The organism is Halomonas sp. EF61 (genome assembly GCF_040147045.1).
Lineage (GTDB): Bacteria > Pseudomonadota > Gammaproteobacteria > Pseudomonadales > Halomonadaceae > Halomonas > Halomonas litopenaei.
In genome coordinates, this window is the sequence record NZ_JAMSHM010000003.1 from 893422 (window position 1) to 918589 (window position 25168).

22 protein-coding genes are annotated in these 25168 nt (G+C 64.1%); 12 read left to right on the top strand and 10 right to left on the bottom strand.

Going from position 1 to position 25168, the window contains the following annotated elements; genetic code table 11:
- Window positions 1-11: 11 nt before the first annotated feature.
- On the bottom strand, window positions 12-2384 hold the full coding sequence (gene ppsA, locus NFI08_RS18645) for a phosphoenolpyruvate synthase (protein WP_045994922.1): 2373 nt from the start codon (window positions 2382-2384) through the stop codon (window positions 12-14).
- A 417-nt stretch (window positions 2385-2801) separates the two neighbouring features.
- Here ppsA and ppsR point away from each other — a divergent pair, with 417 nt between their 5' ends.
- The 5 genes from ppsR to NFI08_RS18670 all read left to right on the top strand — a co-directional run bounded on the left by ppsR (window position 2802) and on the right by NFI08_RS18670 (window position 8981).
- Window positions 2802-3635 (top strand): posphoenolpyruvate synthetase regulatory kinase/phosphorylase PpsR, encoded by an 834-nt coding sequence (gene ppsR, locus NFI08_RS18650; RefSeq protein WP_045994921.1) that lies wholly within the window; start codon window positions 2802-2804, stop codon window positions 3633-3635.
- Between the two features lie 278 nt (window positions 3636-3913).
- The gene (locus tag NFI08_RS18655; protein WP_222517230.1) at window positions 3914-5194 is read left to right on the top strand and encodes an imelysin family protein; all 1281 of its coding nucleotides are present in this window, start codon (window positions 3914-3916) and stop codon (window positions 5192-5194) included.
- Window positions 5195-5321: 127 nt separating this feature from the next.
- Window positions 5322-6752, top strand: a complete 1431-nt coding sequence (locus NFI08_RS18660) for a di-heme oxidoreductase family protein (RefSeq protein ID WP_349591215.1) — start codon at window positions 5322-5324, stop codon at window positions 6750-6752.
- Entirely contained in the window at window positions 6749-7867 is a 1119-nt protein-coding gene (locus NFI08_RS18665; RefSeq protein ID WP_349591216.1) for an imelysin family protein, read from the top strand. Before NFI08_RS18660 ends, NFI08_RS18665 begins: the two co-directional genes overlap by 4 nt.
- Window positions 7868-7871: 4 nt before the next feature.
- Window positions 7872-8981: a DUF1513 domain-containing protein gene (locus NFI08_RS18670; protein ID WP_349591217.1), complete on the top strand. Its 1110-nt coding sequence runs from the start codon at window positions 7872-7874 to the stop codon at window positions 8979-8981.
- 157 nt (window positions 8982-9138) lie between these two features.
- Here NFI08_RS18670 and NFI08_RS18675 read toward each other — a convergent pair whose 3' ends face one another.
- The 5 genes from NFI08_RS18675 to NFI08_RS18695 form a co-directional block, all read right to left on the bottom strand.
- Window positions 9139-10443 (bottom strand): CaiB/BaiF CoA transferase family protein, encoded by a 1305-nt coding sequence (locus NFI08_RS18675; RefSeq protein ID WP_349591218.1) that lies wholly within the window; start codon window positions 10441-10443, stop codon window positions 9139-9141.
- Window positions 10440-11621, bottom strand: coding sequence for an acyl-CoA dehydrogenase (locus tag NFI08_RS18680; RefSeq protein ID WP_108447817.1), 1182 nt, complete (start codon window positions 11619-11621; stop codon window positions 10440-10442). Before NFI08_RS18680 ends, NFI08_RS18675 begins: the two co-directional genes overlap by 4 nt.
- Window positions 11622-11758: 137 nt before the next feature.
- Window positions 11759-12667, bottom strand: coding sequence for a 3-hydroxyisobutyrate dehydrogenase (gene mmsB, locus NFI08_RS18685; RefSeq protein WP_045994917.1), 909 nt, complete (start codon window positions 12665-12667; stop codon window positions 11759-11761).
- Window positions 12668-12726: 59 nt separating this feature from the next.
- Window positions 12727-13854, bottom strand: a complete 1128-nt coding sequence (locus tag NFI08_RS18690; protein WP_349591219.1) for an enoyl-CoA hydratase/isomerase family protein — start codon at window positions 13852-13854, stop codon at window positions 12727-12729.
- A gap of 49 nt (window positions 13855-13903) precedes the next feature.
- Window positions 13904-15070 carry an acyl-CoA dehydrogenase family protein gene (locus tag NFI08_RS18695; RefSeq protein WP_213230695.1) on the bottom strand — a complete coding sequence of 389 codons (1167 nt, stop codon included), beginning with the start codon at window positions 15068-15070 and terminating at the stop codon, window positions 13904-13906.
- Between the two features lie 305 nt (window positions 15071-15375).
- On the opposite strand from NFI08_RS18695, the gene NFI08_RS18700 reads away from it, so the two are divergent.
- Together NFI08_RS18700 and NFI08_RS18705 are read left to right on the top strand one after the other, a co-directional pair.
- The gene (locus NFI08_RS18700; protein WP_290442723.1) at window positions 15376-15831 is read left to right on the top strand and encodes a MerR family transcriptional regulator; all 456 of its coding nucleotides are present in this window, start codon (window positions 15376-15378) and stop codon (window positions 15829-15831) included.
- Window positions 15832-15957: 126 nt separating this feature from the next.
- Window positions 15958-17694, top strand: a complete 1737-nt coding sequence (locus tag NFI08_RS18705; protein WP_349591220.1) for an AMP-binding protein — start codon at window positions 15958-15960, stop codon at window positions 17692-17694.
- A gap of 169 nt (window positions 17695-17863) precedes the next feature.
- On the opposite strand, the gene NFI08_RS18710 is transcribed toward NFI08_RS18705, so the two are convergent.
- Window positions 17864-18442, bottom strand: a complete 579-nt coding sequence (locus tag NFI08_RS18710) for a hypoxanthine-guanine phosphoribosyltransferase (RefSeq protein WP_045992365.1) — start codon at window positions 18440-18442, stop codon at window positions 17864-17866.
- A gap of 22 nt (window positions 18443-18464) precedes the next feature.
- Complete coding sequence (nagZ, locus tag NFI08_RS18715; RefSeq protein ID WP_349591221.1) at window positions 18465-19478, bottom strand: beta-N-acetylhexosaminidase; 1014 nt, start codon at window positions 19476-19478, stop codon at window positions 18465-18467.
- A 199-nt stretch (window positions 19479-19677) separates the two neighbouring features.
- Between nagZ and NFI08_RS18720 the strand changes: the two genes are divergently transcribed.
- The 4 genes from NFI08_RS18720 to NFI08_RS18735 all read left to right on the top strand — a co-directional run bounded on the left by NFI08_RS18720 (window position 19678) and on the right by NFI08_RS18735 (window position 22495).
- On the top strand, window positions 19678-20535 hold the full coding sequence (locus NFI08_RS18720) for a prepilin peptidase (protein ID WP_286986256.1): 858 nt from the start codon (window positions 19678-19680) through the stop codon (window positions 20533-20535).
- Between the two features lie 180 nt (window positions 20536-20715).
- A complete protein-coding gene (gene coaE, locus NFI08_RS18725) occupies window positions 20716-21321 on the top strand; it encodes a dephospho-CoA kinase (protein ID WP_286986254.1) in 606 nt (201 codons plus the stop codon).
- 49 nt (window positions 21322-21370) lie between these two features.
- Entirely contained in the window at window positions 21371-21607 is a 237-nt protein-coding gene (gene yacG, locus NFI08_RS18730; protein ID WP_045992369.1) for a DNA gyrase inhibitor YacG, read from the top strand.
- 3 nt (window positions 21608-21610) lie between these two features.
- Window positions 21611-22495: a DNA replication terminus site-binding protein gene (locus NFI08_RS18735; RefSeq protein ID WP_286986251.1), complete on the top strand. Its 885-nt coding sequence runs from the start codon at window positions 21611-21613 to the stop codon at window positions 22493-22495.
- 291 nt (window positions 22496-22786) lie between these two features.
- On the opposite strand, the gene NFI08_RS18740 is transcribed toward NFI08_RS18735, so the two are convergent.
- Window positions 22787-23083, bottom strand: coding sequence for a hypothetical protein (locus NFI08_RS18740; RefSeq protein WP_045992371.1), 297 nt, complete (start codon window positions 23081-23083; stop codon window positions 22787-22789).
- A gap of 361 nt (window positions 23084-23444) precedes the next feature.
- On the opposite strand from NFI08_RS18740, the gene NFI08_RS18745 reads away from it, so the two are divergent.
- Window positions 23445-24251 (top strand): helix-turn-helix transcriptional regulator, encoded by an 807-nt coding sequence (locus NFI08_RS18745; protein ID WP_045992373.1) that lies wholly within the window; start codon window positions 23445-23447, stop codon window positions 24249-24251.
- 417 nt (window positions 24252-24668) lie between these two features.
- Here NFI08_RS18745 and NFI08_RS18750 read toward each other — a convergent pair whose 3' ends face one another.
- Window positions 24669-25049 carry a histone-like nucleoid-structuring protein, MvaT/MvaU family gene (locus NFI08_RS18750; protein ID WP_108133796.1) on the bottom strand — a complete coding sequence of 127 codons (381 nt, stop codon included), beginning with the start codon at window positions 25047-25049 and terminating at the stop codon, window positions 24669-24671.
- Window positions 25050-25168 lie beyond the last annotated feature (119 nt).

A 25168-nucleotide genomic window follows, 5' to 3' on the forward strand; every position in this document is an offset into this window, starting at 1 on the left:
CATGGTGATACTCAGCCGATGGTCTCGCCGGCCAGCATGAACCAGGTCTCCAGCACCGCGTCCGGGTTCAGCGACACCGAGTCGATGCCCTGCTCCATCAGCCACTTGGCCAGTTCCGGATGATCAGACGGCCCCTGGCCGCAGATCCCGACGTACTTGCCCTTGGCCTTGCAGGCCTGGATCGCCATGGCCAGCAGCTTCTTGACCGCCGGGTTCCGCTCATCGAACAGGTGCGCGACGATACCGGAGTCACGGTCGAGACCGAGGGTCAACTGGGTCAGATCGTTGGAGCCAATGGAGAAACCATCGAAGTACTCGAGGAACTCATCGGCCAGCAGGGCGTTGGCCGGCAGCTCGCACATCATGATGACCTTGAGCCCGTTGTCGCCGCGCTTGAGGCCATTGGCCGCCAGCAGGTCGACCACTTCACTGGCTTCTTCGGTGGTACGCACGAAGGGAATCATCAGCTCGACGTTGTCGAGGCCCATCTCGTCGCGCACCCGCTTCATCGCGCGACACTCAAGCTCGAAGCACGGCCGGAAGTTCTCGGAGATGTAGCGCGAGGCGCCGCGGAAACCGAGCATCGGGTTCTCTTCACCGGGCTCGTAGAGCTTGCCGCCGATCAGGTTCTCGTACTCGTTGGACTTGAAGTCCGACATTCGCACGATGACCCGCTCCGGATAGAACGCCGCCGCCAGGGTCGAGATACCCTCCACCAGCTTGTCGACGTAGAAGCTGACCGGATCGTCGTAGCCGGCGATACGCAGATCGATGGTCTGCTGCAGTTCGCTGGGCAGGGTGTCGTATTCCAGCAGCGCCTTGGGGTGAACGCCGATCATGCGGTTGATGATGAACTCCAGACGCGCCAGGCCGACACCGGCGTTGGGCAGGGTGGAGAAGCTGAAGGCACGATCCGGGTTGCCCACGTTCATCATGATCTTGAACGGGATGTCCGGCATGGCATCGACGCTGGTGACGTTGCGGTCGAACTCCAGCAGACCATCGTAGACGTGGCCGGCATCGCCCTCGGCGCAGGACACGGTGACTTCACGGCCATCGCGCAGCACGTCGGTGGCGTCACCACAGCCCACCACCGCCGGGATACCCAGTTCGCGGGCGATGATCGCCGCGTGACAGGTGCGCCCGCCACGGTTGGTGACGATGGCAGAAGCGCGCTTCATGATCGGTTCCCAGTCCGGGTCGGTCATGTCGGTGACCAGCACGTCCCCGGCGTTGACCTTGTCCATCTCGTCCGGGCTGAGGATGACCTTGACCGCACCGCGACCGATGCGCTGACCGATGGCGCGACCGGTGACCAGGGTGCGCCCCTTCTCCTTGAGCTGGAAGCGCTCCAGCGAGCCGCCCTCCTGCTGGGACACCACGGTCTCGGGGCGTGCCTGAACGATGTAGAGCTTTTGATCGTCACCATCCAGTGCCCACTCGATGTCCATGGGACGGCCGTAGTGCTCTTCGATGGTCATCGCCTGACGCGCCAGCGCCATCACCTGTTCATCGTTGATGCTGAAGCGGCCACGATCGGACAGCGGCACATCCACGGTCTCCACCGACTTGCCGGCGCTGGCATCACCGGTGTAGACCATCTTGATCAGCTTGGAGCCGAGGTTACGCCGCAGCACCGCCGGGCGGCCTGCCGCCAGGGTGGTCTTGTGGACGTAGAACTCGTCAGGGTTCACCGCGCCCTGCACCACGGTCTCGCCGAGACCCCATGACGAGGTCACGAATACCGCATCACGGAAGCCGGACTCGGTGTCCAGGGTGAACATCACGCCGCTGGCCCCGGTCTCGGAGCGCACCATCTTCTGCACGCCGGCGGACAGCGCCACGTTCTCGTGGGCATAGCCACGGTGCACCCGGTAGGAAATCGCGCGGTCGTTGAACAAGGACGCGAACACCTCGTGCACCGCCCGCTTGATGTTGTCGTAGCCTTCGATATTGAGGAAGGTTTCCTGCTGGCCGGCGAAGGACGCGTCAGGAAGATCCTCGGCGGTAGCGGAGCTGCGCACCGCCACCTTGAGGTTGGGATGCTTGCCGAGCATCAGCTCGTAGGCTTCGCGCAGGGCAGCCTCGAAGGCCGGCGGCAGCGGGGTATCGATGACCCACTGGCGAATCTTGCTGCCGGCCTCGGCAAGGGCATTGACGTCATCGACGTCGAGACGCGCAAGCTCCTGGTTGATTCGATCGTTGAGCCCCTCGTGGGAGAGAAACTCGCGATAGGCCTCGGCGGTGGTGGCGAAACCGCCAGGCACCGTGACGCCGGCGCCGGACAGGTTGGAAATCATCTCGCCCAGGGAAGCATTCTTGCCCCCGACTCGCTCGACGTCGTTCATGCCCAGCTGATCAAACCACAGAATGTACTTGTCCACGTGACCCCCTTGGATGTCGACGACCTCGTCCGTGACGCGCCGTCATGACTGGATGCTGGCGACTCTATCAGCGCCTCGCCATATTCGCCATTGGTCTAAGAGCGAAGTCACTGGAGGATTTTTACAACACCCGGGGGAAATCGACGATTCCTGTAGTCAGCGCCCTGACGCCACTATCGAGGTCTCCGCCAGGGCGCGCAAATCACGGCGTCGGATGCTGGCGTCAAAGTACCTGAAAGGTGCGCGAATGCTTGGCTCGGCCCCACCGCCAGGCCCCGTTTCAGAGGCTGATCGAAAGCCAGCCTATCTTGTAGTCGGGGACGCCTGTGCCGCCTTAGGTTTACTTTGGAACAGCGACAACTTGTCTCACCGCAGCGGTAAACGGACAATGCCATCACTGTCTTCAAGGGAATCGTCATGACCCGAACCGCCTTCTTCATTTCCGACGGCACCGGCATCACCGCCGAGAGCCTGGGCCGCAGCCTGCTGGCCCAGTTCGAGAACGTCGACATCCGCAAGCTGACCAAGCCCTACATCGACACCATCGAGAAGGCGCGCTCGCTGGTCAGCATCATCGAGGCCACCGCCGTGCGCGACGGCGTGCAGCCGATCATCATCGACACCATCGTCGACGAGAAGATCCGCGCGGTGATTCGCCAGGCACCGGGTTTCAAGGTCGACATCTTCTCGACCTTCCTCGAGCCGCTGGAGCGCGAGCTGGACACCCACTCCTCCTACAGCGTCGGGCGTACCCACGCCATCTCCAGCGACGATGTCTATATGGACCGCATCCACTCGGTACACTTCGCCCTCGACAACGACGACGGCGCCCGTACCCACCAGTACGACCAGGCGGATGTCATCCTGGTCGGGGTGTCACGCTGCGGCAAGACGCCGACCTCGCTGTACCTGGCGCTGCAGTTCGGGGTGCGCGCGGCCAACTATCCGCTGACCGAAGACGACCAGGACGACAGCGGCACCCTGAAGCTGCCGCCGGTACTGGCCAAGCAGCGCCACAAGCTGTTCGGCCTGACCATCGACCCGCGCAGGCTTGCCGCCATCCGCCACGAACGTCGCCCCAACAGCCGCTACAGCAGCATGGACCAGTGCATGCAGGAGGTCGCCCAGGCCGAATCCATGTTCCGCCAGCTGCATATCCCCTTTATCGATGCCACCCGCTTCTCGGTGGAGGAAATCTCCACCCGCATGATCGCCGAGACCGGCATCAACCGCCGCTTCTCACCGCGCTGACACCCGCCTGCGTCCGCCGGTCCATGGCGGGAAGGTGCCTCCTTTCCGCCATCTCCCGGTCGAGTCGCTGCCCCTGCTCGGCTGCACCGCAGCGCAGGGTCCGTGGGCTTGGGCATAGGGCTGAGTCACCAGGCTCCGGACCGTTCCAGCGCACCCAGCGACTTGCAATGATAGTCAATCTCGTTACTATTTCTTTCCGTAGTGGACTCCCCGGCGCAGCCATCCCTTACCTGTCGTCGCCGCGCAAGAATAACCGCCCTGAGAAAAGGTAACGCCCCATGATCTCCCGTCTCGTCCGCCGTCCCCTGGCGCTTGCCATTGCCGCCAGTGCCCTTGTCGTGTCTAGCCACGTCGCCGCCGAAGACGTTACCGCCGAGGCGGTGGTGAGCCACTACACCGATCTCGCCCACACCACCTACAGCGACGCGCTGAAGACGGCCAAGGCGCTGGACGAGGCCATCGACAGCCTGCTGGCCGCGCCGACCCCCGAGACCCTGGCAGCGGCCAAGAAGGCCTGGCGAGAGGCGCGGGTACCCTACCAGCAGAGTGAAGTCTTCCGCTTCGGCAACGCCATCGTCGACGACTGGGAAGGCCAGCTCAACGCCTGGCCGCTGGACGAAGGCATGATCGACTACGTCGCTCAGGACGGCTACCAGCACGAGCTGGGCAACGCCGGCGCTACCGCCAACATCATTGCCTCCGAGCGCATCAACGTCGGCGGCGAAGAGATCGACGTCAGTACCCTGAGCCCGGAGCTGCTGGCCGAGCTCAACGAGATCGGCGGCTCCGAGGCCAACGTGGCCACCGGCTACCACGCCATCGAGTTTCTGCTGTGGGGCCAGGATCAGCACGGCTACGAGGCCGGCGCCGGCGAGCGCCCCGCCAGCGACTTCGCCCAGGGCGAAGACTGCAGCAACGGCCACTGCGACCGCCGCCGGGCCTATCTGAAGGCAGCCAGTCAGCTGTTGATCAACGATCTGGAATGGATGGTCGCCCAGTGGGCGCCGGTAGACGGCGACAACTACCGCAGCGAACTGACCGCGCAACCGGCTGAAGAAGGCCTGCGCCGCATCCTCTTCGGCATGGGCTCACTGTCATTGGGGGAGCTCGCCGGTGAGCGCATGAAGGTCGCGCTGGAGGCCAACTCCTACGAGGACGAGCACGACTGCTTCAGCGACAACACTCACAACTCGCACTACTACAACGGTCAGGGCATCCAGAACGTCTACACCGGCAGCTACCAGCGCATCGACGGTACCACCCTGGAAGGTCCGGGCGTGGAAGCCCTGCTGGCCCAGCGCGACAGCGAGCTGGCCCAGACTCTGGAGCAGCAGATCGAGGCCTCCATGGACGCGCTCGGCACCCTCAAGGAGACCGCCGAGCGCAGCGACTCGCCGATGACCTTCGACATGATGATCGCACCGAGCAATGATCAAGGCGCCGCCATCGTCAACGATGCCATCCTGGCGCTGGTCACCCAGACCGGCTCCATCGAGCAGGCCGCAGGCGAACTGGGTGTCACCTCGCTGCAGCCCGACGACGCCGGTCATACTTTCTGACCCCGTCACTGGACCCCGCTTGATCCAGATCAGGTGATAACGCCTTGGCGGATGATGCAATGAGAGTCATTCGCCCCAAGAAGCCGCACGGCCCGCGTGCGGCTCACCTGTTTCAAGGAAACGCCTGATGCGTCAATTTCCGTCGCTCCCCCCTGCTCTGTCAGCGTTGCTGGCGGCCCTCGTCATCGGCGCGCCGGTCAGCGCAAACGACGAGCCAGCCGGCGAGCCGCCCATCCAGAACGACCCACGCTCGGGTGGCGAAGGCTCGGTCAGCCAGTTCGACCATAACGCCTACTCGCTGCCCCTTGGCAACATGAGCATGACCAAGCGCCTGGACTTCAGCGTCGGCAACAGCTTTTTCCGCAACCCCTGGGTGGTGGCACCGGCCAGCACCGATGCCCGTGACGGCCTCGGACCGCTGATCAACACCAACAGCTGCCAGGGCTGCCATATCAAGGACGGCCGCGGTCACCCTCCGGCCCCTGGCGAGGCGCCGGTGTCACTGTTCCTGCGCCTGTCACTGCCCGCCGAAAGCGACGAGGATCATGACATCGTACGGCGCACCGGCGCCGTTCCGGTGCCCCACTACGGGCGCCAGCTCCAGACCGCGGCGATTCCCGGCGCCACGCCGGAAGCCGACATGGTACGCACCCTCGAGGATCGCGAGATCAGCTTCGACGACGGACACCGCGTGGTGCTCACGGCGCCCGTTTATTCCATCGAGAACCCCGCCTACGGGGAGTTGCCCGAGAACCTGCTGACGTCCCCCCGGGTCGCCCCGCCGATGATCGGCCTGGGCCTGCTCGAGGTGGTCGACGAGGCGCAGATCCTGGCCTGGGCGGATGAGCAGGACGCCGACGGCGATGGTATCTCGGGCCGGCCAAACCGGGTGTGGGACGTGCGCCAGCAGACCACTGTGCTGGGACGGTTCGGCTGGAAGGCCGGTGAGCCCACGGTGGAGCAGCAGAGCCTGCACGCCTTTGCCGGTGACATGGGCCTGACGTCGCGCCTGGCCGCGAGCACCGACTGCATGCCGGGCCAGGGTTGCGAGGACTTCCCCGATGGCGGCGATCCCGAAGTCAGTGACGAGGTCGCCGACTTCATCACCTTCTACGCCTCGAGCCTGGCCGTACCCGAGCGACGCGACATGGATTCGCCAGACGTCCAGGCCGGCGCCCGTCACTTCAACACCCTGGGTTGCGCCAGCTGTCATCGCCCGTCGCTGACCACGCCAGAAGACACCGAGCGAGCCGAATTGGCCGGACAGACCCTGTGGGCCTACACCGACATGCTGCTGCATGACATGGGCGAAGGCCTCGCCGACGGTCGCCCCGAGTACCAGGCCGACGGCAATGAGTGGCGCACCCCGCCACTGTGGGGGCTAGGCCTGGCCCAGAGCGTCAATCCCCAGGCTGGCTTCCTGCACGACGGACGGGCTCGCACCTTGGAAGAGGCGATCCTGTGGCACGCCGGTGAAGCCGAATCTTCACGAAATGCCTACAAGGCGCTCGAGGCCCACGAGCGCCAACAACTACTGGACTTCCTGAACTCCCTATGACGACTTTTCCACGACACTCGGGCAGCGCCCTGGCAGCCGCCCTGCTGCTGGCGACCGCCGGCTTGACGCTGGGCGGGCCCGGGACGGCCCTGGCCCAGGGGTCCTCTGACGCCAGCGCTGACACCGCGCACGATGCAGAGAACGAAAGCACCCCGCGCAGCGTCTGGCATCACGATATCGGGCTTGGCTATCGGCAACTGGCGAGCCGGACTGAGGCGCTGGCCGAACGCCTGCAGGCGAGCTGCGGCGAGGCCGGGATCGACCGCCTGGCGCTGCGCAGTGAGTGGCTTGCGGCCTACCAGGCCTGGCAAGCGGTACGCTTTGTCGACTTTGGGCCGATCGAGGTGGACAGCCGTGCCTGGCAGCTCCAGTTCTGGCCCGACGCCAAGAATCTTGTGGGCACCCGCGTCGGCGCCAGGCTACGCCAGGACGCCCCCGTCAGCGCCGACGACATCGCCGAGGCCGGTGTTGCCGAGCAGGGCTTCCCGGCGCTGGAAGTGCTGCTCTACGACGACGTCATGGCCAGCCGCTCGCTGGGCGACTCCCTGCCCTGCGCCCTGGCTGGGGCCATCGGCAGCCACCTGGTCGCCGTCAGCGACGCCGTGGTGGCCGACTGGCAGGCCTTTGCGCCGCACTACCTGGCCAACGACAGCTACAACGAGGCGACCCTGCACGGTGCGATGCAGTCTCTCGAGATTCTGGAGGACAAGCGCCTCGGCGAGCCGCTCGGCTTGATGGGCGCCGCGCCCAATGCCTATCGCGCAGAGGCCTGGCGCAGTGGCCAGTCGGTGGCCCTGGCGGCCGCCAGCCTGGCGGGTCTGCAGCAGTACTTCGAGCCGGGCCTTGCGACCTGGCTGGATCAGGCCGGCCATGCCGAGCTGGGCGACGCCTTTGCTCGCCAGCTGGAGGACACGCTCGATCAGGCCGAGGCGATCGATACCGGTATCGTCGATGCGTTGGCCGAACATGCCGATGGCGATTCCAGCTCCCCGGCTGCACAACAAGAACTGGCGACCCTCTACCTGGAGGTGGCTCAGCTGCGGGCGCTGCTCGATGATCAGATCGCCCCCGCCCTGGGGGTGGTCAAGGGCTTCAATTCCAGCGACGGAGACTGACCCGGTGCCGTCACTTCCTTCTCTGTCCCGGCGGCGCCTGCTCAAGGCGTCGCTGCTGGGACTGGCCGCCACCGGCCTGCCGGCCAGTCTGTGGGCGCTGGACGATGATGGCCGCCGGCAGTGGTACTTCAGCGCGGTGGACGACAGCGACGGTGGACACCACCTGGCAGGGCTGCGCCGCGACGGCGCTGGTCACTTTCTGCTGCCGAGCCCGGAGCGCTGCCACGGCGGCTGCCTCAGACCAGGCCGGGACGAGGTGGTACTGTTCGCTCGGCGGCCAGGCCAACGCTTCCATGTGCTCGACGCCAGGCGCCAGGCATCGACACTCGAGATCAGCGCAGGACAGGGCCGGCACTTCTACGGCCACGGCGTGTTCGACCCGAGCGGTCGCTGGCTCTACGTCACCGCCAATCGCATCGACGACGCCATGGGGCTGGTTCAGGTGCACGACGCCGAGCAAGGCTACCGGCATGTGGGCGACCACCTTCTCGACGGCATCGGCCCCCACGAGGTCGGCCTGATGCCCGATGGCGAGACCCTGGTGGTGGCGCTGGGCGGTATCCGCACCCATCCCGACAGCGGGCGGGCCAAGCTCAACCTCTCGGACATGGACCCCGCCCTGCTGCTGCTCGATCGCCATAGCGGCGAGATCCTCGAACGCCATCGGCCATCCCACCACCAGCTGAGCTGTCGCCATCTGGACATCGCCCCCGACGGTACCGTCGTCGCCGGCTACCAGTTCCAGGGCCCCGAGTGGGAGACCGACCACCCGCTGATCGCCAGGCGCGCACCGGACGGCAGCTTCAGCGAGCAGGTGCTGCCTTCGCCCCTGCAAGGGCGTCTGGCCCAGTACACCGCCAGCGTGGCGGCCAGCCAGGTGCGCCCGAGTGCGGCGATTTCCGCCCCACGAGGCAACAAGGTGCTGGTGCTGGGCAGGACCAGCGGCGAGCTGCTGGCACAGTTCGATATCGTGGACGCGGCAGGCGTTCGCTGCGACGGCGCCGGAGGCTATCTGGTCACCACCGGCGGTGGCGAGGTCCACCGCATCGACGATGGCGGCCGCCATCACCAACTGGCCGCCTTGCCGCTGCGCTGGGACAACCATCTGACCTGATCACCACCCGCGGGTTATCGGCCATCGGGCCGTTCACCATCAATACGTCGACCCTGGCATCAATCCTGACATCGCCCCTGGCATCGACGACCGCGCCAACAACACGGCCAGGCCCCTTCGGGCCTGGCCGTTGTGCACTCAAGTACTGCTGGGGGGCTTAGCGGATGATGCCTTCCCTGCGCAGCCGCTCGATGTCCGCTGAAGACAACCCCATCTCGGTCAGCACCCTGTCGCTGTGCTCACCAAGGCGTGGTGGCGCGGACTCGGCGGTGGCACTGGCCCCATCGAAGCGCAGCGGGTTGGCGACCTGGGGCACGCCGTCGATTTCCCGGGCCATGCCACGGTGACGCACCTGAGGATCGGCGAACACCTCCGGCAAGGTATGGATGGGCCCTGCCGGTATCCCCCGGGCCTCGCATTCGGCGAGCCAGTGATCGCGCTCGCCGCCGCTCAGAATGCCCTGGATCAAGGCCACCAGATCCTGGCGATGGGCGACCCGTCCTTCGTTGGTGGCGTAGTCGCCTTCGGCCCATTCGGGGTGCCCGAGCAGCTCAGCCAGGCGGGCGAACTGGGCGTCGTTGCCCACGGTGAGCACCAGATGACCATCGCGGCAGGCGAACGCCTGGTAGGGCACGATATTCGGATGAGCATTGCCGAAGCGCTGCGGTGCCACACCGCTGACCAGGGTGTTGAGCGCCTGGTTGGCCAGGGTCGCCACCTGAACGTCGAGCAGCGCCAGGTCCACATGGCTGCCCTCACCGGTCTCGCGCCGGCGATGCAATGCCGCCAGCACCCCGACGGTGGCGTAAAGCCCGGTCATCACGTCGGTGATCGCCACTCCTGTCTTCATCGGCATGCCGTCGGCGTCGCCGGTCAGACTCATCAAGCCGCCCATGGCCTGAATCATGAAGTCGTAGCCTGCCCGGTGGGCGTAGGGTCCGGTCTGGCCAAAGCCGGTGATGGAACACACCACCAGCGCCGGATTGATTTCTCGCAGCGAGGCAGCGTCGAGGCCATAGCGAGCGAGCCCGCCGACCTTGAAATTCTCGAGCACGATGTCGGCGCCCTTGGCCAACGCTTTGATCAGGCGCTGGCCATCCGCGCTTGCGATGTCCACCGCCAACGACTGCTTGGCACGATTGGCGCAGAGGTAATAGGCGGCCTGGCGTTCGACCGCATCACCGTCGATCGGCTCGCCCTGATGCCAGGGCGGCCCCCAGCCGCGGGTGTCATCGCCACGACCGGGGTGCTCGATCTTGATCACCCGAGCGCCGAGGTCGCCGAGCAGCTGGCCGCACCAGGGGCCGGCCAGCACCCGCGACATGTCCAGTACGGTAACCCCCTCGAGCGGCCTGGCGGCGCTGGCAGCTTGCGCGCTTTCGCCTGGACCGCTACCACCTGCCGTATTGCCGGCGCCGACCTCCGCTGGGCTGTCTGCCTGGTGCATGGCGGCGTCACTCACCCGGTGAAGGCCTGCAGGCCGGTCTGGGCACGCCCGAGGATCAGGGCATGCACATCATGGGTGCCTTCGTAGGTGTTGACCGCCTCGAGGTTCATGACGTGACGGATGACGTGGTACTCGTCGCTGATGCCGTTGCCGCCGTGCATGTCCCGGGAGACCCGGGCGATATCCAGCGCCTTGCCACAGTTGTTGCGCTTGATCAGCGAAATCGCCTCGGGCACCAGTTGGCCGTCGTCGATCATCCGCCCCACCCGCAGCGACGCCTGCAGGCCCAGGGCGATCTCGGTCTGCATGTCGGCGAGCTTCTTCTGGATCAGCTGATTGGCGGCCAGCGGGCGGCCGAACTGCTTGCGCTCCATGGTGTAGTCACGTGCGGCGTGCCAGCAGGCCTCGGCGGCGCCCATGGCACCCCAGCTGATGCCGTAGCGGGCGCGGTTGAGACAGGAGAAAGGCCCCTTCAGGCCCTGCACGCCAGGCAGACGCTGGTCGTCGGAGACCTCGACGTCCTGGATCGCGATCTGGCCGGTGATGGAGGCGCGCAGGCTGAACTTGCCCTCGATCTTGGGCGCGCTGAGACCAGGCATGCCCTTCTCGAGCACGAAGCCGCGGACCACCCCCTCCTCGTCCCGCGCCCAGACCACGAAGACGTCGGCGATCGGCGAGTTGGTGATCCAGGTCTTGGTGCCGTTCAGGCGCCAGCCGGAGTCGGTGCGATAGGCCCGGGTCGACATGCTGCCGGGATCGGAGCCATGGTCCGGCTCGGTCAGACCGAAGCAGCCCACCCACTCACCGCTGGCAAGCTTCGGCAGGTAGCGATCGCGCTGGGCGTCGCTGCCGAAGGCGTGGATCGGGTACATGACCAGGCTCGACTGCACGCTCATGGCGCTGCGATAGCCGGAATCGACCCGCTCGACCTCGCGGGCAATCAGGCCGTAGCTGACGTAGTTCATGCCGGCACAGCCGTAGCCATCGATGGTGGCGCCGAGCAGTCCAAGCTCCCCCATCTCGTTCATGATCTCGCGATCGAAGCGCTCGTGACGGTTGGCCTCGAGCACCCGGGGAAGCAGCTTTTCCTGGCAGTAGTCGTGGGCGGTCTGCTGGACCATACGCTCTTCCTCGTCGAGTTGATCGAGGAGGCGGAAGGGATCTTCCCAGGTAACGGGGGTGATGCTGGTCATGGCGGGGGCTCCAGAATTTCTACATTTTTACCAAATGTAGACCTAATGGTCGATCTTGCCAACCCCCACCTTGGTCGAGCGATGACGAATCACGGGCCTCGACGTCGAACGACGAGGCCCGAACATCGTCAGCCCGGCTATTGGCCGGACGACTCGCCGGCCCGGTACAGCGACTGGATGCTGGAAAAATCCAGACCGCCGTTGCCCTGGGCGCTGTGCAGCGCGAACAGGTTGCGCGCCTGGGAACCCATCGGCACGCTGGCGCGGGACTCAAGCGCCAGCTCCCAGGCAAGCCCCAGGTCCTTGGCCATCAGGTCGGTCAAGAAGCCGCCCTGATAGTCACGTGAGGCGGCGGAACCCTCCATCACCCCGGGCCAGGGGTTGTAGACGTTCAATGCCCAGTTGCCGCCGCTGCTCTGCTTCATGATCTCCGATAGCACGGCCGGATCCATGCCGTTCTTGACCCCCAGAGACAGCGCCTCGGCGGTACCGCTCATCAGGATGCCAAGCAGCATGTTGTTGCAGATCTTGGCCACCTGGCCGCTGCCACTGGGACCTGCATGGAACAGGTTCTTGCCCATGGCCTCGAGTACCGGACGGGCCTGCTCGTAGGCGTCGGCGTCGCCACCGACGATAAAGGTCAGGGTGCCGGCCTTGGCGCCCCCGATACCGCCAGACACCGGCGCATCGAGGTAGGCCAGACCACGCTTGGCGGCCTCGCCCGCCACCAGCCGGGCATCGTCCGGCGAAATGGTGGAGGCATCGAGCAGCAAGGGCCGCGACGAGAGCTGGTCAAGCAGTCCCTCGGCACCGTCACGGCCGAGGTACAGCGCCTTGACGTGCGCCCCCGCCGGCAGCATCGAGACCACCACCTCGGCGCCTTCGGCGGCCTCCAGGGCGGAACTCGCCCGACTCGCGCCCTGCTCTTCAAGCGTCGCCATGGCCGATTCGACCAGGTCGAAGACCCGCACCTGGTGGCCCGCGCCGACCAGATTGGCGGCCATCGGCGCGCCCATGTTGCCAAGGCCGATAAAGGCGATTTGCATAAGATGTCTCCTGGCTATCTAACGAATTGTGATTGTTGTGCTGGCGCGTTTCGCGGCGATCAAAGGTCGTCCAGTGGTCCGGGACCGTTGCCCCAGGGGGCACCGAACATCGCCGCCAGATCGGCGCTGCCTACGCTTGCCACGTCTCGATGCCGCCACTGCGGTGACTTGTCCTTATCGATCAACAGCGCGCGCACTCCCTCGGCGAAGTCGCCCAGCACGTTGCACTGGATCGACACCACCAGCTCGTCGCGAAAGGCGTCGGCCAGCGAGGAGTGGCGATGTCGCTCGAGCATCCGCCAGGCCAGGTGCGCGGTCAGTGGACAGCCCTTCTCGAGTCGTGCGCGATTGGCCGAAAGCCAGTCATCGTCGCGATCATCGCCCAGGATGGCAGCCACGGCGTCCTCCACGCGGCCCTTGAGGGTCAGCGAGGTGATGTGATCTAGATGGGGCCAGACCTGCGCCTCGGGGGCCTTCTCCGGCGCCTCGAATTCACCGAGTACATCGCACACCAGCGCCTCGGCGTCATCCACGTGGCCAGGGGCGAAGTGGCAGTCGCAGAGTCGCGCAAGCAGCTCGTCGCGCCGCTCGCGCGGGACGAAACGATCCGCCATGCCCAGGTCGAGGGCGTCCCTGGCGTTGATGCTGGCACCGGTCAGGCCCAGGTAGAGCCCGACCCCCGGCGGCATCTTGTTGAGAAACCAGCTGGCCCCGATATCCGGATACAGACCGATGGTGATCTCCGGCATGGCGATCCGAGTGGTCTCGGTCACCAGACGATGCCGACCACCGGCGGTCAGGCCGAGCCCACCGCCCATGACGATGCCGTCCGCCCACACCAGCAACGGCTTGGGATAGGTATGTAGCCGATAGTCGAGGCGATACTCGGCGGAAAAGTAGTGGCTGGCATAGCTGCCGACATCGCGCCCGGACTCCTGCTCGCGCTTGAGCTCTCGCACCAGCGCCACCACATCGCCACCGGCACAGAAGGCCTTGTCCCCCTCACCGTCAAGCCATACCGCGTGAACATCGGGGTCCTGGGCCCACTCCTCGAGTTTTTCGTCGAGCAGCTCGATCATCTCGAGCGACAAGGCGTTCAAGGCCTTGGGCGCGTTCAGGGTGGCGATACCGATGCAACCGCCGCCAGCCGCCGGGCGGCGTTCGAATCTGACCAGGTCGTGACTCATTGTTTGGCTCCTTGCACTCTTTTCCATGCGCTGTCTGTTCACTCCGACGTCACTGCAGCGATTCGACCACGCCGTCGGCGAGCAGGCGACGACCGACGATCAGGCGCATGATCTCGTTGGTCCCCTCGAGAATCTGGTGCACCCGGGTATCGCGGACCAGGCGCTCAAGCGGGTACTCACGAATGTAACCGTAGCCCCCGTGGAGTTGCAGTGCCTCGTTGCAGACCTTGAAGCCGATGTCCGTGGCAAAGCGCTTGGCCATGGCGCAGTGGGCGGTCGCCTCGGGATCGCCCTGGTCCAGCCGCCAGGCGGCCTGGCGCACCATCAGACGGGCCGCCATCAATTCCGTGGCCATGTCGGCGAGACGGAACTGCAGCGCCTGAAAGGACGACAGCTCGCGACCGAATTGCTTGCGCTCGCCGAGGTAGTCGCGCGCCAGGGTCAGCGCATGCTGGGCCGCCCCCAGCGAACAGCTGGCAATATTGAGACGGCCACCGTCCAACCCCTTCATGGCAAACCGGAAACCCTCGCCCTCTTCACCCAGACGATGGTCGGCGGCCACCCGCACACCATCGAAGCTGACCAGTCGAGTCGGCTGGCTCTTCCAGCCCATCTTGTCCTCGTTCTTGCCATAGCTGACGCCCTCGGCGTCCGCCGGTACCACAAAGGCCGAGACGCCACGGGCGCCGCTATCCGGCTCACCGGTGCGCGCCATCACCACCAGCACCTCGGTGGAACCGGCACCGGAGATGAACATCTTGGCCCCATCGATGACATAATCATCACCGTCTCGCACGGCCTTGGTACGCAGATTGGCGGCATCCGAACCGGCACCGGGTTCGGTAAGGCAATAGGAACCGAGCCACTCACCACTGACCATGGCCTCGACGTAGCGATCACGGACGCCGTCGGTGGCCCAGTTGGCAATCATCCAGGTGACCATGTTGTGGATGGTCAGGTAGGCGGTGGTGGCGATACAGCCCTGCGACAGCTGCTCGAAGATCAGCGACGCATCCAGGCGCGAGAGTCCCAGTCCGCCGTGTTCTTCCGGGGTATAGATCCCCAGAAAGCCCGCTTCGCCGGCACGCCGGATGACGTCCAGCGGAAAGTGCGACGTGGCGTCCCACTCGGCGGCGTGATCCTTGAGTTCGACTCGGGCAAAGTCGGCGGCGGCGTCGACCAGGGCCTTCTGATCGTCGGTAAGGGAAAAGTCCATGGTGGCATCCTCATGTTCAAGACGTCGATGGCGAGCCAGACAGCGAGTCGGACAGCGAACCGTTCGGCTGGCCATTCAGCCGGCCGGGCGGCTTCCCCGCCATGCAATGGGACCCAACCTAGCACTTGCTCGGTTTTCGACCTATCAACCCATAGTCGTACACGTCGCTGCGGCCCTGAATACCGGGGCGCCTTGCCCAGGCGAGGGTCAATTTCGCCACATCCACTTTACGTTAACGTAAACTTTGACTAGTGTCTTTTCCAAGGACCCCGCCGCGTCGGGTCCTCCCAACAGGACAGAGCATCATGAGCAAAACCGCCAGCGCCAACCGCGCCTCAGGCTCCTCCAGCGAAGCTCGCCAGCCCACCGCGATCTCCCGCACCTACAGTATCGGAGAGCTGGCCAAGATGTTCGAGGTGACGCCTCGGACTATCCGCTTCTATGAGCAGGAAGGGCTGTTGGCGCCCCGACGCCAGGGTCAGAAGCGCATCTATCGCGAGAAGGATCGGGTGCGCCTGAAACTGACGCTCAGAGGCAAGCGGCTCGGATTTTCGCTGGCCGAGATACGCGAGGTGGTGATGATGTACGACGCCATGCCGGACGGAAACGCCCGCCAGCTCAAGCGTCTACTCGAGATCATCGCCGAGAAGCGTGCCGAGCTAGACCGCCAGCTCGAGGATATCCGCCTGATGCGCCTCGAGATGGACGATGTCGACCGGCGAGCCCGGGACGCCCTGGGACAGCTCGGCGAGAAGGACTAGGTCCCGTCCTCCACGACTGGCTCTGGTCCCTCGCCTGCTGCGACACCCTGACTGCCAATGCTCTGCCCCGAACAATGACAACACCCTGCCCCACGGCAATCACCAGACGACAAGACGAGAGCCACGATGACACGCCAGTCTGCTTCCTCTCCCGATCTCGCTCCCTCGACCGCGCCCTCACCCTCGAGCGTGAGCTACGTCAGCGGCATCAGTGACCTGCCCCTGAAGGGCCAGACCATCGGTGACTGCTTCGACGAAACGGTATCCCGCTTCCCCGACCAGGACGCCTTGATCAGCCGCCACCAGGGGCTACGCTATCGCTGGCGCGAGCTCCAGGACGAGGTGAACCAGGCGGCCCGCGCGCTGCTGGCCATGGGCGTCAAGAAAGGCGACCGGGTGGGCATCTGGTCACCCAACTGCGCTGAATGGACGATCACCCAGTTCGCCACCGCCAAGATCGGCGCCATCCTGGTCAACATCAATCCGAGTTACCGCACCCATGAGCTCGACTACGCGCTCAAGCAGTCGGGCACCTCGACGCTGATCCTCCAGGGCAGCTTCAAGACCTCGGACTACGTGGCCACCCTGGCGGAGCTTGCCCCGGAGCTCAACGACGTCCAGGGGGCTGGCCCGCTCAAACTGGCCGGACTGCCCGAGCTCAAGCGTGTCATCTGCCTCGACTCGACCAAGACCCTGCCAGGCATGCTGGCCTGGGAGCGCATCTTCGAGCGCAGCGACGAAGTCAGCGCCGAGGAATTGGCCGAGGTGCAGTCAGGTCTGCAGTTCGACGAACCGATCAACATCCAGTACACCTCCGGCACCACCGGTGCGCCCAAGGGCGCCACCCTGTCCCACCACAACATCCTCAACAACGGCATGTTCGTGGCCAGGGCGATGAACCTGACCGATCAGGACCGCATGGTGATTCCGGTACCGCTTTACCATTGCTTCGGCATGGTGATGGGCAACCTTGGCTGCGTGACCCACGGCGCCACCATGATCTACCCCGCCGACGGCTTCGACCCCGAGACCACCCTGGCGGCGGTGGCGGAAGAAAAGGCCACCACGCTGTACGGTGTCCCCACCATGTTCATCGCAGAGCTCGAACACCCGGACTTCGAACGCTACGATCTGTCGTCGCTGCGTACCGGGATCATGGCAGGCTCCATCTGCCCGATCGAGGTGATGCGACGGGTCATCGACCAGATGAACATGCAGGACGTGACCATCTGTTACGGCATGACCGAAACCAGCCCGGTCAGCTTCCAGACCACCACCGATGCCCCGCTGGACAAGCGCGTCACCACGGTGGGCACCATCCACCCGCATCTGGAGGTCAAGCTGGTTCATCCGGAAAGCGGCGCGGTGGTCCCGAAGGGCGAGACCGGCGAGCTGTGCACCCGTGGCTACAGCGTGATGCTCGGCTACTGGAACAACGAGGAAGCCACCGCCAAGGCCATCGACAACGCCGGCTGGATGCATACCGGCGATCTGGCGACCATGGACGATGAAGGCTATGTGGCCATCGTCGGGCGTATCAAGGACATGATCATTCGCGGTGGCGAGAACATCTACCCCCGCGAGATCGAGGACTTCCTCTACACCCATCCCGCCATCTCCGACGTTCAGGTCATCGGTGTACCCGACCAGAAGTACGGTGAGGAGGTCATGGCCTGGGTCAAGCTCAGCGAGGGCGAACAGCTCGACGAGGAAGGACTCAAGGCCTTCTGCAAGGGCAAGATCGCGCACTACAAGGTGCCGCGCTACGTCAAGTTCGTCGACGAGTTCCCGATGACCGTCACCGGCAAGGTGCAAAAGTTCAAGATGCGCGAGGAAGCCACCCACGAACTTGGACTGGCCTGAGTCCTGAATAGCAGGACCTGAAGGCCAAGGTCCTGAAAGCCAAGAACTTGAAAGCCAAGGTCCTGGCTTACCTACCCGAAAACAGAAGCGCCCCGGAGGGTATCCCCGGGGCGCTTCTTGTATTGCTGACGCCGGCCGGACACAGGCGGTCGGTCTTGCCCTTGCCTTTTTACATCCCCTTGGGAGCAAAGATCCCCGGTGCGTTGCGCCAATAGCCTTTTATGTCCATCCCGAAACCAAAGACATAGCGGTCGGCGACCTCCAGGCTGCAGTAATCGGCCTTGAGGCCAGGCACTGCCTTACGGTCGTGATTCTTGTCCACCAGTACCGCGGTGGAGATGCTCTTGGCGCCGGCCTCGCGGCAATAGTCGAGGATGGCCGCCAGGGTGGCACCTTCATCGAGGATATCGTCGACGATCACCACATGACGTCCGGCCATGGGAATCTCCGGCGAGACACGCCAGAACAGCTCGCCCCCTCGGGTCTTGCCGCGGTAGCGAGTGGCGTGCAGGTAGTCCACCTCCAGCGGGAAGCCCAGACGCGGCAGCAGGTGACCGGTCGTGATCAAGCCACCGTTCATTACGCAGTAGAACACCGGCAGTTCATCGCCGAGATCCCGGGTAATCTCCTCGGCCATGCGATCGAGCGCACGCTCGACTTCATCATGGCTGATCAGGCAATCCGCGGTGTCCATCACCTCACGCATATCGTCACGTGAAGCGCTATGGGCAGGGTCCAGTTTCGGCATAACAGTCAACTCGTTTCAAACATCAATCGGAAGTCATCGCCTCGAGGCGAGCATGTACCCGGCGCCAGCGAGACAGGGCCGGCAAGGCGTCCAGGTCAGGACGAGCGCGGCCATAGCGCAAGCGTGAAACCCGGCGAACAGTACGCTCGGCGCAGGCATCGAGCACCGCCTTGGCAGCGGCTCGGTCATTGCACACCAGCACCATGTCACAGCCGGCGTCGAGGGCCGCCTGGGCGCGCTCCACCGGCCCACCGGCGACCTGAGCGCCGGCCATGGTCAGGTCATCTGAAAAGATCAGGCCCTTGAAGCCCAGGCTCTCACGCAGCATGCCAAGCCAGGGGCGCGAAAATCCTGCAGGCCTTGGGTCAAAGGCGGGATACACCACATGAGCCGGCATCATGCCATCGAGCTTGGGTGCCAGAGACTGAAACGGCACCAGGTCGTGCTGTCGGAGTTCATCGAGGCTACGTTCGTCACGCGCGACTTCATGGTGGGTATCGGCCTTCACCCCGCCATGCCCCGGAAAGTGCTTGCCGACCGCCGCCATCCCCGCGTCGTGCAGCCCCTCGACGAAGGCACCCGCCAGCAGCGCCACGGTCTCGGGATCACCGGCAAAGCTGCGATCACCGATCACCGATGACAGCCCGACGTCGACATCCAGCACCGGCGCGAAGCTCAGATCGAGGCCACAGGCGGCCATTTCCATACCCAGTAGCCAGCCGGCGTCCTGGCACAGTCGTACGGCTGTCTCGGGTGAGTCCAGGTACTCCTGCCCCAGGCGGGACATCGGCGGCAGCCGGGTGACTCCGTCTTTCAGGCGCTGGACACGCCCTCCTTCCTGGTCGATGCCCAGCAGAAGATCAGGACGCACCTCTCGAATCGACCGGCACAGTTCGCGCACCTGGTGCGCATCTCGAGTGTTGCGTCCAAACAGGATGACACCACCGGTGGCGGGATGCTCGAGCAGCGATCGCTCCTCTGCCGATAGCTCATGGCCATCGAGATCCAGCATCACGGGTCCGAACGTCTGGGTCATGTCGCTTACCTGATCGGAAAAAGGGAACAATTTTAGACTAATGGCTGAGCAGGTGACACCCCAAGGGCGACGCAGGAAGCCCGGCAAGGGACGTCCAGGCCCCTGACATCACCCGCTGCCTTGCCGTATCACCAGACAATCGCCTCTTGCCAACGGTAGAATAGCCTCCTTTGACCGCCCCCGAACCACGGAGCTCCTTTTGCTTTTTTCGGATGTCACTTTCGCTTCTCTTGCTCTTGTAGCTCTGCTGGGGTTATGCCTCGGCAGCTTTCTCAATGTCGTCATCACTCGCCTTCCGGTCATGTTGATGCAACAGTGGCGCACCGAGGCCCGCGCGGCGCTCGAATTGTCGGACGATATCGAGGAGCCACTGTCACTGGCCTGCCCACGCTCTCGCTGTCCGCGCTGTCTCACCCCCATCGCCTGGCACGACAACCTGCCGTTGCTGGGATGGCTCAAGCGTCGCGGACGCTGCGCCAACTGCCAGGGACGCATCAGCATCCAGTATCCACTGGTGGAACTGGCCAGCGCCCTGCTAGCGGTCTGCTTCTGCATCCTCCACGGGCCCACCTGGCCTGCCCTGTGGCTTTACGGCGCCAGCCTGACGCTGCTGGCCCTGGCGGTGATCGATCTTCGCACCCAACTGCTTCCCGACGCCCTTACCCTGCCCCTTTTATGGTGTGGCCTGCTTTACCAGCTGCTGTTCAACCCCGCCAGTCTGGATGATGCGGTGATCGGGGCCACGGCCGGCTACGCCGTGTTGTGGGCCATCGGCAGAACCTTCTACGCCCTTACCGGACGCGACGGCATGGGACTTGGTGACGTCAAGCTGGTCGCCGCGCTCGGTGCCTGGCTCGGCTGGCAACTGTTGCCACTGGTGATATTGATCGCGGCCTTGCTAGGTGCAATTTCGGGTCTGCTGATACAGTGGAGGTCCCGACACCTGAAGGGCCAGCCCTTGCCGTTCGGTCCTTCGCTGGTAGTGGCCGGCGGTCTCGGCCTGCTGGCCGGCAATGAACTGCTCACCGGATATCAGGCGCTGTCGGGACTGACATGAAGACGGGCTGCGCTCGGTGACAAGGGGTGAATGGCGTCTCGAAATGCAGGGTTGCACCTCGTAAACTGCGTTCTCTCAGCGCTGCAACCTTTGATCGTCGCTTGCCGACGTTGCACTCAAGGCCCAGGCTACTGCACCACACAAGCACTACGCTGAACACACGAAGGGAGTATGGGTGGCATGATAATTGGACTGACTGGTGGCATCGCCTCAGGCAAATCGACGGTAGCCCGTCTGTTTGGCGATCTCGGCGCTCGCTGGGTCGATGCCGACGATATCGCGCGAGAGGTGGTCGCCCCGGGCGAGCCGGCCCTCAAGGCCATCGTCGACCGATATGGAGATGCCATACTGACCAGAGAAGGTCGCCTCGACCGTGCTGCCTTGCGCGCCCTCGTCTTCGCCGACGAAAAGGAACGCCGCTGGCTTGAAGCGACCACCCATCCACGCGTGCGCGAACGGCTGGTCACGAGACTGTCGCTGTTGCGGCAGCAAGACGCCCCCTATGTGCTGCTGGTTTCCCCGTTGCTGTTTGAATCCGGGCAGGTGGACATGGTCCAGCGCACCCTGGTGGTGGACGTACCAGAAGCGCTGCAGATCGAACGCACTACCCAGCGCGATGATGTCGACCTGGCCCAGGCCAAGGCTATCGTGGCCTCGCAGATGGGTCGTGACGAGCGGTTGTCACTGGCCGACGATGTCATCGCCAATGACGGTGATCTAGCGGCGCTCTCCGAGGCCGTCAAGGCACTGGATGCCACCTATCGCAGGCTCGCCGCCAAGGCCTGAGCCTGCCTCTTCCGCTATCGACGTTTACGTCTTGCATCAGGAGCCCCACATGTCACACAGCACTCGTCAGGGCACCTTGAAGGTTGCCTGCCCACAATGTCGCAAGGAAGTACTCTGGACGCCCGAGAACAGCTATCGCCCCTTCTGCAGCAAGCGCTGTCGTCTGATTGACCTGGGGGCCTGGGCCGATGGCAGTCATCGCATTGCCGGCGAACCCGCCATGGACGAAACCAGCATCGATGAATGGGTCGCCAGAGCCGAACGCGACCTGCACAACCAGGACTGAACGATGGACCGGCCAGGCAATGCCAGCGCCCCGTCACGGCCCGCCTACCAGCTATTGGCAGAGCTCGACGCAGGGTTCGATCGGATCATCGCGTGCGCCAGAGAGGTCGTCGACCGCTGGCAGGCATCACGCCTTCCTGCCTGGTCCTTCGATCGCGAGACAGCCGATGCGGACTGGCTGCGCCAGGCGTTACTGGATCTGTGGTATGTCGACGGCCAGGACGGCCGTGTCACCCGCAGCTATATCGGACTGGTGGCCGCGGACCCGGTCACCTGCGAGGCAGCTCTGGCGCTGAACCAGGCCAAGGCGGAGTTTTCTGAACGGCTGAGTGTCATTCGCCAGCAATCGCCCCAACTGATACCCGAGATCAAGGCCAGGCTGCCGATACGCCACCCGGAACTCAATGATCACCTGGGGGGCGCTGGCCTCGCCCGCCTCCATCTGAAACAGACCTGGCGCGCCCTGCCCATTGCCGAGGCGCCGGTGGAGCGGGTTCGTCTGGCCTGGTACGCCAGCGGACGCTCCATCACCCGCTTGAGCGTGGCCGAAGTCGAGCGCAAGCTGATGGCCTTCGACACCGAGTCACCGCACATTCGCATTCAACTCGAGCGCCTCGCCGGCATTCCTTCCAGCGAGCCCCTGGCCCAGGTGCAACGACAGGCACCGCTGATGCGAGCCAACCTCTTTTACCGGGACCCTCTGCCGGACGGTCGCCTCAGGCGTGCCATGAATGCGGCTCTACCCCTGCTTGTGCCCCAGGCGCAGCTCCCCCATCACAACCTTCCGCCGGCACAACCGCCAGCCGAACGCCAACGCGCCCGGAGAAGCGACGAACGCCTCGAGGACAGCCCCTTCCTGCCAAGCTTGAGAGTCTTTCGCTACCGCTGAAGGGCCCGGTGCGGCGCACGCCAGCGCGCCCACTCAACGAAGCTTGCCGCTGGCCTGCCAAAGCACCGGCACCCCACCTTAGACGCCTGCGTTCCGGCAACCGCCGAAAGCAGCGCGCGCCTGTCGGCAAGCGCTGACATCAGCAATTGCTGACATCATTTTGCAGTATTTGCGCAAAGACGCCACGGCCTTTACCCACAGAGCCGTCGGAAAATCCCTGTCAAAATCGCACAGGTTGAAGTCCGGCAAGACCCATCTCGATGACCCCTGACAAAGGCAGAGGTCATGCGGTCAGGCGATGCGCCCCATCGATTGCAGCGTGGCAACCAATTCCCGCACCGATTCAGGGGTCTGGGCATATTCCTGGATCAAGCCCAGCAGCCGCCGCTCGAAGTCCTCTTCCTTTCGACGCTGCTCTTCTTCTTCCAGGCTGTCGATGGAGCGGACCGGAGGGCCGGTGGGGATCTCGGCGGCCTTGTTCGGGTTGTCCAGGCTGCGCAGCGCTTCCGCGAAGGCGTCATCCAATTCACGAAAGCGGCGAAGCTTCTCGCGTTCGTCCATAGGCTTTTGGGAACTCTGAGATTTCATTTGTTACCAGTCGTTAACGTCGATGGAGGTGCGACAGGTTCAGTATCCTGCGGCACCACCTTATCAAGAAAGGCTCGAAAATAACGCCTTTTTTACTTTCACAACAGCATGTTAGATATGCAATCCATCACTGACGTTTTGTGCACAAACGATCAAAACGGCACATTGCACTTGCCAGACAGGCGCGCTAGACTGCATAACTACGTAACAGGATGTATCCTAACGCTACAAACCTACACCATCATACCTCGGGACAGGCGGATGTTCCGACTACAACGACCAGCGATACGGACGCTCGGATTCGCTCTCCGAGGACCCAGGGAGGGTCGGGTCCGCGCCGATGGTTCAGGGAGGCAAGACCATGTTCAACGAGATGATGCGCGCCGAAATCTGGCTCCAGGAAACCCTGGACAGTCAGCTGAGTATCGAAGATCTTGCCACGCGTATGGGGTACTCCTCATCCCAGGTGCGTCGGCGCTTCCGCCAGTCGTTCGGCATTTCGCCAAGTGCCTACCGCGACATGCTGCGGCTCGAGAAGGCCGCCAGGCTGCTGATCCATACGCCCCACGGCGTACATGATATCGCCAAACGCTGCGGCTATCGCAATCACTCGGCGTTCACCCGCGCCTTCCAGCGCCGCTACCGTGTCGCTCCCCGGGAGTACCGCCAGAACCAGCGTCTGGAACTCTATCGCCAGCGCCACAATCTGCCCCACTTCTCGGTGAAGATGGCCGACCTGCCGCTGCGGCGTGCCGCGGTCACCCGCCTCTATCAGCCGCCCGAAATCATCGAGAACCTGGACAACTGGCAGCGTAATGCCGAAGGCGCCTACGATCTTCCGGCACGCCTCACCAATGCGGCACCGATCGCTATTCTTCACGATCACCCGCTGGCCAGCGAGGCGCCCCGTATCGACCTGGGTGTCCACGTCGACGAGGAACACGCACACCGCCTGGCGCTGCCACTGCCGTTCCGCCTGGTCATGCTGCCGGCCCAGCGACACGCCTGCATCACCCTCGAGGACAGCTCACACCTGACCAGCGCCATGCTGTTCATGGCCTGTCGCGGCCTGTCTGAACACGGCGTCTACCTGAGCGGCGAAGCGCCTCAGCTGGTCAAAGGCAAGTATGGGCTGGAACTGCGACTGCCGCTACTCGAAGAGGACTGATCGCTTAGCCTCTCCGAGCCCGCAAGCCTCCCTTCTGGTGGCCACTTCGGTGGCCACCTTTTGCGTTCCATCATACCAGAATTCAAGCAAAGTACCGGCAACGGCAAGGCCACAGCCCCGCCTCGCCTGGATCACACTGTTCCTGCATCACACTGTTGCAGTGGGAGGCCACGCTTCGTCCCCTCCCCGGAAACCAGAAACATCGCAAGGGGCAGTCGAAGCTACGGGCTTCGCCTCCAACGAGACGCAACCGATCAAGGAATACCGTGCAAAAAGAAACCGTCCCGAACAATACGACGACGTCACTGTCATGTCGATGGTTCAAGACGGTTTCTGGCACCGCAAGCCTGAAGATCGAAACAGTCTCGGACCGATGCAACGTCCAAGGCACTGCCTCATCTGCGGCTCAAACAATCATCAGTCTTCTACACGCACCAGCCAGGACTCGACGGTGTCATTACCGTGCTCTTCCTTCCAGGCCTTCAACGTCTTCTGATTGCCACCACGAGTTTCGACGACTTCGCCGGTATTCGGGTTCTTGTAGATCTTGAGCTTGCGCTTGCGACGACCGCCAGCGGCCGGGGCAGCGGCCTTTGCCGGGGAAGCAGCGGCCTTCGGATCCAGGATGGCGATGACGTCAGATGCGCTCTTGTCGAACTCTTTCATCAGCTCTTCGAGCTTTCCCTTGAACTCGAGTTCCGATTTGAGACGGTCATCGTTCTGGAGCTGACCAAGTCTTTCCTGCAGTTGCTGGAGCTGCTGCTCCATCTGCATATAGTCATTCAAAAGTGAAGACATTAAGGTACGCCTATAGTAGTTGCTTTCGGATGCAGGGGCATTATCACTCCTGCATGAGTATATGACAACCAGCCAAACGACGTTATTCAAACGTTATTGGCCAAAAGCAAAGTCAAAAT

Bases quoted from the DNA above. Each gene is read 5' to 3' on its own strand.
- ppsR (WP_045994921.1), top strand. From the start codon at position 2,802: ATGACCCGAACCGCCTTCTTCATTTCCGACGGCACCGGCATCACCGCC.
- NFI08_RS18655 (WP_222517230.1), top strand. From the start codon at position 3,914: ATGATCTCCCGTCTCGTCCGCCGTCCCCTGGCGCTTGCCATTGCCGCC.
- NFI08_RS18660 (WP_349591215.1), top strand. From the start codon at position 5,322: ATGCGTCAATTTCCGTCGCTCCCCCCTGCTCTGTCAGCGTTGCTGGCG.
- NFI08_RS18665 (WP_349591216.1), top strand. From the start codon at position 6,749: ATGACGACTTTTCCACGACACTCGGGCAGCGCCCTGGCAGCCGCCCTG.
- NFI08_RS18680 (WP_108447817.1), bottom strand. From the start codon at position 11,621: ATGACCAGCATCACCCCCGTTACCTGGGAAGATCCCTTCCGCCTCCTC.
- mmsB (WP_045994917.1), bottom strand. From the start codon at position 12,667: ATGCAAATCGCCTTTATCGGCCTTGGCAACATGGGCGCGCCGATGGCC.
- NFI08_RS18690 (WP_349591219.1), bottom strand. From the start codon at position 13,854: ATGAGTCACGACCTGGTCAGATTCGAACGCCGCCCGGCGGCTGGCGGC.
- NFI08_RS18695 (WP_213230695.1), bottom strand. From the start codon at position 15,070: ATGGACTTTTCCCTTACCGACGATCAGAAGGCCCTGGTCGACGCCGCC.
- NFI08_RS18700 (WP_290442723.1), top strand. From the start codon at position 15,376: ATGAGCAAAACCGCCAGCGCCAACCGCGCCTCAGGCTCCTCCAGCGAA.
- NFI08_RS18705 (WP_349591220.1), top strand. From the start codon at position 15,958: ATGACACGCCAGTCTGCTTCCTCTCCCGATCTCGCTCCCTCGACCGCG.
- NFI08_RS18710 (WP_045992365.1), bottom strand. From the start codon at position 18,442: ATGCCGAAACTGGACCCTGCCCATAGCGCTTCACGTGACGATATGCGT.
- nagZ (WP_349591221.1), bottom strand. From the start codon at position 19,478: ATGACCCAGACGTTCGGACCCGTGATGCTGGATCTCGATGGCCATGAG.
- coaE (WP_286986254.1), top strand. From the start codon at position 20,716: ATGATAATTGGACTGACTGGTGGCATCGCCTCAGGCAAATCGACGGTA.
- yacG (WP_045992369.1), top strand. From the start codon at position 21,371: ATGTCACACAGCACTCGTCAGGGCACCTTGAAGGTTGCCTGCCCACAA.
- NFI08_RS18735 (WP_286986251.1), top strand. From the start codon at position 21,611: ATGGACCGGCCAGGCAATGCCAGCGCCCCGTCACGGCCCGCCTACCAG.
- NFI08_RS18740 (WP_045992371.1), bottom strand. From the start codon at position 23,083: ATGAAATCTCAGAGTTCCCAAAAGCCTATGGACGAACGCGAGAAGCTT.
- NFI08_RS18745 (WP_045992373.1), top strand. From the start codon at position 23,445: ATGTTCAACGAGATGATGCGCGCCGAAATCTGGCTCCAGGAAACCCTG.
- NFI08_RS18750 (WP_108133796.1), bottom strand. From the start codon at position 25,049: ATGTCTTCACTTTTGAATGACTATATGCAGATGGAGCAGCAGCTCCAG.